Origin of the sequence: Rhodoferax sp. (genome assembly GCF_039922535.1) — a bacterium.
Classification (GTDB): Bacteria; Pseudomonadota; Gammaproteobacteria; order Burkholderiales; family Burkholderiaceae_C; genus Rhodoferax_B.
In genome coordinates this window covers 1-10,264 of sequence record NZ_JBDTEM010000461.1, presented here as the reverse complement: position 1 = coordinate 10,264, position 10,264 = coordinate 1, and the positions used below count along the sequence as shown (strand labels likewise).

The 10,264-nt window shown below is 64.8% G+C and carries 8 protein-coding genes; 6 read left to right on the top strand and 2 right to left on the bottom strand.

Annotated features, from left to right (window positions below):
• The 3 genes from ABI213_RS21910 to gshA all read left to right on the top strand — a co-directional run.
• Positions 1-1,241 (top strand): efflux RND transporter permease subunit (locus ABI213_RS21910; RefSeq protein ID WP_348028656.1); only part of this gene is annotated, 1,241 nt, incomplete at its 5' end.
• Complete coding sequence (locus ABI213_RS21905) at positions 1,234-2,688, top strand: efflux transporter outer membrane subunit (RefSeq protein WP_348028654.1); 1,455 nt, start codon at positions 1,234-1,236, stop codon at positions 2,686-2,688. The genes ABI213_RS21910 and ABI213_RS21905, both read left to right, overlap by 8 nt.
• A gap of 188 nt (positions 2,689-2,876) precedes the next feature.
• Positions 2,877-4,460 carry a glutamate--cysteine ligase gene (gene gshA, locus ABI213_RS21900; RefSeq protein ID WP_348028652.1) on the top strand — a complete coding sequence of 528 codons (1,584 nt, stop codon included), beginning with the start codon at positions 2,877-2,879 and terminating at the stop codon, positions 4,458-4,460.
• Positions 4,461-4,527: 67 nt separating this feature from the next.
• On the opposite strand, the gene ABI213_RS21895 is transcribed toward gshA, so the two are convergent.
• Together ABI213_RS21895 and ABI213_RS21890 are read right to left on the bottom strand one after the other, a co-directional pair.
• On the bottom strand, positions 4,528-5,001 hold the full coding sequence (locus ABI213_RS21895) for an META domain-containing protein (protein ID WP_348006148.1): 474 nt from the start codon (positions 4,999-5,001) through the stop codon (positions 4,528-4,530).
• An 86-nt stretch (positions 5,002-5,087) separates the two neighbouring features.
• Entirely contained in the window at positions 5,088-5,261 is a 174-nt protein-coding gene (locus ABI213_RS21890; RefSeq protein WP_348006149.1) for a hypothetical protein, read from the bottom strand.
• A gap of 64 nt (positions 5,262-5,325) precedes the next feature.
• Between ABI213_RS21890 and cydD the strand changes: the two genes are divergently transcribed.
• The 3 genes from cydD to ABI213_RS21875 form a co-directional block, all read left to right on the top strand.
• Positions 5,326-6,993 carry a thiol reductant ABC exporter subunit CydD gene (gene cydD, locus ABI213_RS21885; RefSeq protein ID WP_348028650.1) on the top strand — a complete coding sequence of 556 codons (1,668 nt, stop codon included), beginning with the start codon at positions 5,326-5,328 and terminating at the stop codon, positions 6,991-6,993.
• Positions 6,990-8,681, top strand: coding sequence for a thiol reductant ABC exporter subunit CydC (cydC, locus tag ABI213_RS21880; protein WP_348028648.1), 1,692 nt, complete (start codon positions 6,990-6,992; stop codon positions 8,679-8,681). The genes cydD and cydC overlap by 4 nt, the downstream gene beginning before the upstream one ends.
• A gap of 20 nt (positions 8,682-8,701) precedes the next feature.
• Positions 8,702-10,264, top strand: a 1,563-nt coding sequence (locus tag ABI213_RS21875) for a cytochrome ubiquinol oxidase subunit I (RefSeq protein ID WP_348028646.1), incomplete at its 3' end; no start/stop codon positions are given.

The window sequence follows — 10,264 nt, the reverse complement described above, 5'->3', positions numbered from 1 at the left end:
AGTCGGCCAAAGAGCTGGTGGGCGAGTTCTATATGAAAACCGGCGGCATCAAGGAAGGCCTGCCCCTGGCCTTTACCCCACCGGCTATCCAGGGCCTGGGCCAGACCGGTGGTTTCGAGTTCTACCTGCAAAACAAGGGTGATGGCGGCGTGCGGCGTTTGGCGCAAATTCTGCCCACGCTGTTGGCCGAGGCCAACAAGCAGCCTGAGCTGCAAGGCGTGAAGACCCTGTGGCAAGCCAATTCGCCGCAGTTGTATGTGAATGTGGACACCGAAAAAGCCCGCTCCATGGGCATCGCCGTGGCCGACATCTACAGCACGCTGCAGGCTACGCTGGGCAGCTACTACGTGAACGACTTCAACAAAAGTGGCCGTATCTACCAGGTGCTGATGCAGGCCGAGGGCGAGTACCGCTCCAAGCCGGACGATATTGGTAACCTGTACGTGCGCAGTAACGCTGGCAAGATGATCCAGATTCGCAGCGTTGCCGACGTGAGCTTTGTGTCGGGACCGGATTCGGTCCAGCATTTCAACGCCTTGCCCAGCATCCAGATTTTGGGGGATCCCAAGCCAGGCTTCAGTTCGGGCCAGGCGATTCGTGCGATGGAACGCGCGGCTGCCAATGTGCTGCCCACCGATGTGGGTTACGACTGGGGCGGTTCGGCCTTCCAAGAGAAGCGCAGCAGCGGCTCCAGTGGCCTGGCCATTGGTGCGGGCTTTGTGATGATTTTCCTGATCTTGGCGGCACAGTATGAAAAGTGGTCGCTGCCGTTCTCGGTGCTGCTGGCCCTGCCGTTCGGCATCTTTGGTGCCCTGGTGGCGGTGTATTTGCGCAACTACACCAACGACGTGTACTTCCAGATTGGTCTGGTCACGCTGCTGGGCTTGTCGGCCAAGAACGCGATTCTGATCGTCGAGTTTGCGACCATGAAGGTGCACGAAGGCCTGACCCCGGTGGCCGCGGCCCTGGAAGCGGCCCGCTTGCGCTTCCGGCCGATTCTGATGACCTCGCTGGCCTTCATCTTGGGCGTGGTGCCACTGGCCTTCTCCAGCGGTGCGGGTGCGGCTGCGCGCCAGTCCATTGGTACCGGTGTGCTGGGTGGCATGTTGGCGGCCACCTTTCTGGCGGTGTTTTTGGTGCCGCTGTTCTTTAAATTGGTCAACGACTGGAACTTCCGCAGCACGCCGGAGGACTTCCAGGGTCTGAACAAACCCCACGGCGAAGGAGCGCAGCATGTCTAAGCGCACTCTACAATCATTTGCTATTACTTTGGTAGCTGCTTGCGCACTGTCCGCCTGCGGTATCGCCCCCGTAGGCCCTAATTACCAGCGCCCGGCGCTAGACCTGCCCGTCACCTTGACCAGCAGTGGCACGGCCACCAGCGTGGACTGGCTGGTGTGGTGGAAGGGCTTTAACGACCCGGTGCTGGACGGCTTGCTCCAAGAGGCCGCCAGCAACAGCCAGGACCTGGCCCTGGCCACCGCCCGGATTGCCGAAGCCCGCGCCACGCTGGACCAGAACGCGTCCAACTTCTACCCCTCGGTGGATTTGAACGCCAGCGCCACGCGCCGCCGTGCCAGCGAGAATTCGGCCTCGTTCACGCCCGGTGCCAACCCGTATTCCAACGACCGGCAGTTGGGCCTGAGCGCCAGCTACGAGTTGGACTTCTGGGGTAAATATGCCCGTGCAGACGAAGCCGCCAAGGCCCGTCTGCTGGCCCAGGCCGCCAGCCGGGGCACGGTGCTGACCACGCTGTACGCCAACGTGGCGCAAAGCTACTTCGCTCTGCGCGCCCTGGATGCCCAGCAAACCCTGGGCGAGCAGACCCTGGCCACCCGCACCGAGAACCTGCGCTTGCAAAATCGCCGCTTCAGCGCCGGGGTGATTGGCGAGCTGGACCTGCGCCAGGCCGAATCCGAAGCTGCGGCCATCCAGGCCACGCTGCAACAGACCGTACAAAGCCGCAGCAATGCCGAATCCGCGCTGGCCGTGCTGCTGGGCCGCAAGCCCACCGACATCGCCAACCCGGTGCTGGTACGCGGTGCCGACCTGGGCACGCTGTATGCCGCGCAGGCGATTCCGGCCGACCTGCCGTCCGATGTGCTGACCCGCCGCCCGGATGTGGTGGCCGCCGAGCAAAGCCTGATTGCGGCCAACGCCGACATCGGCCAGGCCCGTGCCGCCTACTTCCCCAAGCTCAGCCTGACGGCCGGCGTGGGCTACCAGTCCAAAGACCTGTCGGACCTGTTCGATCCAGCCTCCTTGTTCTGGAACCTGGTGGGTAATCTGACGCAGCCGATCGTCCGCGCCGGAGCCATCGATGCCGTGGTGGCCGCATCCAACGCGCGCCAGCAGCAGGCGCTGGCCACCTACACCCAGACGGTGCAAAACGCCTTCCGCGATGTGCACGACGCGCTGAACAACGTGGCCGCAGGCCGCGACATCACCGCCACCACCGCCAAGCGGATCGATGCCCTGCGCAGCACCCTGCGTCTGGCCGACTTGCGTTACAAGAACGGCTACTCCAGCTACCTGGATGTGCTGAACGCCCAGCGCGACCTGGCGCAGGCTGAATCCGGCCTGATCGACATCCAGCGCGGCCAGTTGAATGCCGTGGTCAGCCTGTACAAGGCGTTGGGCGGCGGCTGGGATGCCAGCAGCGTTACGGCGCAGATCGCAAAACCGTAGTTTGTGCTTGCGGTCAACGCCCCCACGCCTTGCGGCTGGGGGCGTTTTGCCGTCTCCAGCACGCCGGGCGCGCCTGTGATACCTTCCACGCCCGGTCAAGATTTATGTACGACTGGACACAGTGCCCCACCGGTGGGCGAGCCGCCCATGGTTTGGGCGCTGTGTCTTGTCCCTTACGGATACCCAAGATGAGCAGCTCCACCCCTCCCGCCGCATTGCTAGAACGCCTGCAGGCCCTCGCGCCCGAACGGCTCCAGGGCATCCGCCGTGGCCTGGAGAAAGAAAGCCTGCGCGCGCAGTCCAACGGCAGTCTGGCCTTGACACCCCATCCTGCCGCACTCGGCTCGGCCCTGACGCACCCCCACATCACCACCGACTTCAGCGAATCCCAGGTGGAGTTGATCACCGGCGTGCACCAAGGCGTGGAGGCCTGCCTGGACGAGCTCACCGAAGTGCACCAGTTCACCTACCGCACCCTGCAAGCCCAGGGTGACGATGAAATGCTGTGGGTGTCCAGCATGCCCTGCGGCCTGCCGACCGACGAGACGATTCCGATAGGCCGCTATGGCAGCTCCAACGTGGGCCGCGCCAAGAGCGTCTACCGCATGGGCCTGGGCCACCGTTATGGACGCCGCATGCAAACCATCTCGGGTATCCACTACAACTGGTCGCTGCCCGGCGTGAGCAGTGAAGAGTACTTTGGCCTGATCCGCAATTTCCGCCGCCATGCGTTCCTGCTGCTGTACCTGTTTGGTGCGTCGCCCGCCGTGTGCTCCAGCTTTGTGGCCGGGCGCCAGCACGAACTGCAGCAGCTCAACGACCGCACCATGTACATGCCGCATGGCACCTCGCTGCGCATGGGCCGCCTGGGCTACCAAAGCGATGCCCAGGCTTCGCTGGCCGTGAGCTACAACAGCCTGGAAGGCTATGGTGCATCTTTGCAAGACGCGCTGACCCGCCCGTACCCAGCTTACAAAGCAGTGGGCGTGCGCGGCACCGGCGGCGACTACAACCAGCTGGCCACCAGCCTGCTGCAGATCGAGAACGAGTTCTACGGCACCATCCGTCCCAAACGCGTCATCTACCCCGGCGAACGCCCGCTGCACGCCCTGCGCGAACGCGGTGTGGAATACGTCGAAGTGCGCCTGCTGGACCTGGATCCGTTTGTGCCAGTGGGCATTACCGCCCAGACCATGCGCTTCATCGACGTGTTTTTGCTGCACTGTTTGCTCAACGACAGCCCGCCCGACAGCCCACAGGAAATCACCGAGTTGGCGCACAACCAGCACCGTGTGGCCGCCCGAGGCCGTGAGCCCGGCCTGACGCTGGAACGTGCCGGCCAGGAAGTGCCGCTGGCCGAGTGGGGCAGTGACCTGGTGGCCCAGTGCCGCCCCATTGCCGCAGCCCTGGATGCCACCCACGGCGGCAGCTTGTACAGCGATGCGCTGGCCGCCGCAGATGCCGCTTTGGTCGACCCCAGCCTGCTGTCGTCGGCCCGCGTGCTGGCTGCCATGCATGGCATGCCCTGCGGATCGTTCGTGCCCTTCATTGCCCAGCAGTCGCTGCAGACCCGCCAGCACCTGTTGGACCTGCCGTTCAGCACCGCGCAGCAAAGTCGCTTTGAAGCGATGACCACCACGTCGGTTGCCGCCCAGAAAGCCATCGAAGCCGCCGACACCATGCCCTTTGATGTTTACCTGCCACAGTACCTGTCGCCCGAGCGCTTGGTCGTTAAGAACCGCCGCGTGGAGCCCCTGCCGGTGACCGCCTGATATTGCACATGAAATAGGCCTCTGGCGCTTGTTCTACCTGCACGGGAAGCTACTTAAACAGTAGCAATCAAGGTGCGGGTGCAGCCGACCACACCAGCGTTTGCCCGGTGGCCGACACCAGCCGCAGCGTGGGGACCGCACCTTGGCTGAACTCGACGCGCAAGCCCTGGGCCAGCAGGCCGCTGAGGGCCTGGTCGGCCTCCATCAATCCCCCCGCGCAGGCCATGCGCGTGGACATCAGCGGCCCCGCCTGTAACTGGTTCGCTGCATCGATTTGGTAGCTGCCGCCCATGGCGTTGCAGCCGCCCCGTATGCCGACCCGCCCGTCTTTGAATTCCACCGTGAAGCGCGGGTCGGCACGCGGAAACAGCGCGGTGATGGCCTGCCCCTGGCCGTCGGTAGCCGATTGCAGCGTCCAGCGCACGGCGCTAAGGCGGCGCTCCAGCGTCGGGCCAGAGGCGGTTGACGGGGAGGGCTTGTAGGCACAGGCCGAAAAGGCCAGGGCGGCTAAAGCCAGCAAAAAAGCCAGACGGATGGGCATAAAAATCTCCTTTTCGGCGTGCAATAGGACTATCCCATGGTAGGCGAATTATGCTGCCCAGGTTATTTTTGCACTGTGCCTGTTTTTTAAGCGTCGCAAGCTTTACCCTTTAAAAACAGATACTTAAGCCAGGCATACAGCGGTTTGCCCGGCTTATCCACAAACTTGTCCCGAATTGGCAGGGTTAACTTTGGCCCGGGAATCTGCCATTTCACAACACCGCGTGGTGGTGCAGCATCGGCATGTTTGACCCAGAGCATAGTTGTTCATATAATTTTAATGATTGAATTTTCAGTAATTACTGAAAATTCAATCATTAAAAAAATGAAACCCACTCCATCTACCGTCCGTTTGCGTAGCCTGACCCCTTGGGGTCTGGGCGGTGTGGTGCAGGGTCTGGCCGCTGTGCTGTGGCTGCCCCAAGCGGCCTTGTTAGCCTGGGCGGTGCAAGGCCTTGCCGCAGGCAGCGGCCCGAATGCAGTGCTTCTGCCCGCCGCCGGGGTGCTGTTGCTGGGCGTGTTGCGCGCAGCGGCCGAGGCCTGGGGCCTGCGCCGGGTGTTTGCTGCGGCCCGGCAGTATGTGTCGGACCTGCGAGCCCGGGTGGTTGCGGTGCTGGCGGCGCGTTCCCCGCTAGATTCCGCCCGGCCCGCTTCGGGGCTGGCCGCCAGCGTGGTGGCCGAGCAGGCCGAGGCGGCGTTGCCCTACCTGGTGCGTTACCAGCCCGCGCGTTGGCGGGCCATGGTGGTGCCGCTGCTGATCCTGCCCACCGTGGCCTGCTTTTCCTGGGCGGCGGCCCTGGTGCTGCTGTTGGCCGCCCCGCTGATTCCGATCTTCATGGCACTGGTGGGTTGGCGTGCCCAGGCGGCCAGCGCCGCGCAGATGGTAGAGATGGGCCAGATGAATGCGTTTTTGCTCGACCGCCTACGCGGCCTGGCCACCTTGCGCGCCCTGGACGCGGTGGATGCCACCGCCCACCGGCTAGGGGCCTCGGCCCAGTCGCTGCGCCAGCGGACCATGGCGGTGTTGCGCATCGCGTTCTTGTCGTCTGCGGTGCTGGAGCTGTTTGCGGCCCTGGGCGTGGCCATGGTGGCGGTGTACGTGGGTTTCCATCTGTTGGGCAGCATCCCCTGGGGTAGTTGGGGGCAGCGCTTAAACCTGGGTGAGGGCCTGTTCATCCTGCTGCTGGCCCCGGCCTTTTTTGAACCCCTGCGCGAACTGGCTGCGGTGTGGCACGACCGCGCTGCGGGAGAGGCCGCTCTGGAGGCGCTGGAACAACTGACCCAAGACGGCGTACCGTTGCCGGGCGCTGCGGTGCCACCTGCGGGTCTGCGTAGCCTGGGTGCGCCTTCAGTCCAGGTGCAAGGCCTGCACTTTGGCCACCCAGGTGAGGCTGCGGTGTTTGCCGGCTTAGCCCTGCGGGTGGCGGCGGGTGAACATGTGGCCTTGATGGGGCCCAGCGGCGCGGGCAAGACGGCGTTACTGCACCTGCTGGCGGGCCTGGTGCCTGCGCAGCAGGGGCGCATCAGCATTGGCGGCGTGCTGCTGACCGAGGCCTCCGCTTCGGCCCTGCGCCAGCGGATGGGCTGGATAGGGCAAAAGCCGCATATTTTTGCGGGTTCGGTGCAAGAGCATGTGTTGCTGGGTCGCTGCGGTGTGGCCCCGTGCCGTGTGCTGGCCGCGCTGCAGCAGGCCGGTCTGGGCCGCGTGGCGCAGGCGGGTGTGGCATTGGGCGAGGGCGGGACCGGCTTGTCGGGTGGCGAGCTGGTGCGGCTGGCGCTGGCTCGGCTGGTGCTGTATGCCGATGCCGACCTGCTGCTGGTGGACGAACCCACGGCCCATCTGGATACCGAAACTGCCCAGGCCGTGGCCGATGCGCTGCTGCAGTTCGCCCAGGGCCGGACGTTGATCGTCGCTACCCACGACCCAGTGCTGGCCGCGCGTATGCACCGGGTGGTGCAGCTGGATGCCGGCCAGGTGAGGGCCGCAGCATGAGCAAACGCTGGCGCGATGTGCGGGTGGTGTTGGCCATGTTCTGGGCCACGCAGCGCAAGCGCTTGGCGCTGGGCGCTGCGTGTGCCGCCCTGACGGTGCTAGCCGGTATGGCCTTGCTGGGCTTGTCGGGCTGGTTTATTACCGCCACCGCCCTGGCCGGGTTGCAGGCTGCCACAGCGTTGCATTTCGATGTATTCATGCCGTCCGCAGGCATCCGCCTGCTGGCCCTGGGGCGCACCGGCTCACGTTATGCGGAGCGGCTGGTAACGCACGATGCCACCTTTGCCGCGCTGGCCGATTTGCGCGAGCGGCTGTTTCGCGGTTGGGCCCGGCCCGATGCGGCGCGCCAACTGCTGGCGCAACCGGCCCGCCTGCTGTTTCGCCTGACGGCCGATATCGACGCGTTGGAGTCGTTGTACCTGCGCCTGCTGGTGCCCGCTTTGGCTGCGTTGGGCGCTGCTATGTTGGCCGGGCTGGTGCTGGGCTTTTTGCAGCCCTGGCTGGGCGTGCTGCTGGCCCTGTGGCTGCTGGCTGCGGGTTGGGGCATTGCCCTGGTGGTAGCGCAGCGCGCCGGGCCTACAGCGGTGCGCCGGGCCCATGCACTGGAGCTGCTGCGGGAACGCGCCGTCGATCTGGTAGCTGGGCAGACCGAGTTGGCCATGGCCGGGCAACTGCAGGCCCAGCGCGCCGCCCTGGCCGCCGCTGACCAGCAACTGGCCCGGGCCGATCTGGCCCTGAACCGCCTGGAGGCCCAAACCGGTGCGGCCTACGGCATGGTGGGCAGCTTGACGCTGGTGGCGGTGCTGCTGGCTGCTGCTGCGCTGGTCGCGCAAGGCCGCATCGGTGCACCCGCCGCTGCGCTGGCCCTGCTGCTGGCCTTGACCGCCACCGAACCCTTTGCTGCGCTGCGCCGGGGCGCACTGGAGGCGGGTCGCAGCTGGCGCGCTGCCCGGCGGCTGGCGCCTCGCATGGCGCAGGCCGAGCAGCCCAGCCCGTTTATAGGCGGCGACCTAGATGTCGCCGTGCAGTTCACATCGGTCAGCGTGGCCTATCCCGGCAGCCCGATGCGTGCGTTGCAGCCTACGTCATTTACGCTGGACCAGGGCGAGCGGGTGGCCTTGGTGGGGCCAAGCGGGGCGGGTAAGTCCACGCTGCTGGCCTTGGTGGCAGGCGAGTTGGCGGCAGATGCGGGCACAGTGCAGGTGCAAGCACATAGCCTGCTGACCCAGCGCAGCGAGCTGTTTGCGGACACGTTGCGCGACAACCTGCGCTTGGCCGACCCCATGGCCTCGGATGCCCAACTGTGGGCGGTGCTGGAGGTGGCGGGTCTGGCCGACGCGGTGCGGGCGATGGCGGCAGGGCTGGACACGCGCCTGGGCGAGGGCGGGCAGGGCTTGTCGGGTGGCCAGTTGCGCCGCCTGGCCTTGGCGCGTCTGCTGCTGCGTCCGGTAAGGCTGTGGCTACTGGACGAACCCACCGAGGCGCTCGATACTGAGACGGCCCACGATGTCTTGCAGCGCCTGCAGGCCCAGGCCCAGGGCAAAACCCTGTTGATGGCCACCCATTTGCGCCGAGAGGCCGCGCTGGCCGACCGCCTGCTGTGCCTGCGCGATGGCCGCGTCACCGCCGATCTGCGGCGCGGGACGACTGAATTTGAAGCCGCGCTCCAGACTTTGCGACCCGATTGAACTAAAACGAAGGAAACCCCATGGACCTCAATATTGTGGATCTGTCCCGGCTGCAGTTTGGCTTGACGGCGCTGTACCACTTCTTGTTTGTACCGCTGACCATTGGTTTGGCGGTGCTGCTGGCCATCATGGAGACGGTCTACGTGATGACCGGCCGCCCTATCTGGCGCGACATGACCCAGTTTTGGGGCGGGCTGTTTGGCATCAACTTCGCCATGGGCGTGGCCACCGGCATCGTGATGGAGTTCCAGTTCGGCATGAACTGGAGCTACTACAGCCACTACGTGGGGGATGTGTTTGGCGCACCGCTGGCGATCGAGGGGCTAATGGCCTTTTTCTTGGAGGCCTCCTTTGTGGGCTTGTTCTTTTTTGGTTGGGACCGACTGTCCAAGCTGGGGCACCTGGCCGTGACCTGGGCCGTGGCCTTGGGTACCAATTTATCGGCGCTGTGGATTCTGATTGCCAACGGCTGGATGCAAAACCCGGTCGGCGCAGCCTTCAACCCGCAAACCATGCGCATGGAAGTGACCGATTTTTATGCCGTGTTGACCAACCCGGTGGCCCAGGCCAAGTTTGTCCACACCGTGTCGGCGGGCTACACCATGGCCTCGTTGTTTGTGTTGGGTGTGTCGGCTTGGTATGTACTACGCGGCCGACATACTGAGCTGGCTAAGCGCTCGATGACAGTGGCGGCATCGTTCGGTCTGGCTGCCGCGCTGTCGGTGGCGGTGCTCGGCGACGAGAGCGGTTACTTATCCACCGAGCACCAGAAGATGAAGCTGGCATCCATCGAAGCGATGTGGGAGACCGAGCCCGCACCTGCTGCTTTTACTGCATTCGGCTTTCCGGACCAAAAGGCCCGCGAAACCCATTTCGCCGTGCATATTCCGGGGGTGATGGGGCTGATCGGCACCCGCTCGCTGAATACGAAAATCTTAGGGATTGACGATCTGGTCAAGCATGCCGAAATGAATATCCGGGTAGGCATATCGGCCTATGACGCGTTGCAAAAGATCCGCGACCCGGCCACCGATGCAGCGGCCCGTGAGGTGGCTACAGCCATCTTCGAGAAGAACGGCGGTGCCATGGGCTATGCGCTGCTGCTCAAACGCTATGTGGACGATCCGCGCCAAGCCACGGCTGAGCAGGTGGCCCAAGCCGCCCACGACACCATACCGCCCGTAGCACCCTTGTTCTGGTCTTTCCGGGCGATGGTGGGTCTGGGCATGTTCTTTATCGTGCTGACGGGCACCTTCTTTGTACTGTCGGCCCGCCGCAAGCTGGATGCCCATCCTTGGTTGTTGAGGGTGGCGGTCTGGGCAATTCCGCTGCCCTGGGTTGCGGCTGAATGCGGCTGGGTGGTGGCCGAGCTGGGCCGCCAGCCGTGGGTGATAGAGGGGGTACTACCCACCGCAGTGGCGGTTTCCAGCCTGGGCGCCGGCACAGTGCTGGCCACGATTGTGGCGTTTGTTGCGCTGTACACCGTACTGTTCGTAATCGAGATGAAGCTGCTGCTCAAGGCCATCCGCAAAGGGCCGCAATCGCACCCCGCGCTACCGTCTTCGCCCCCTCCGGTGCGCAAC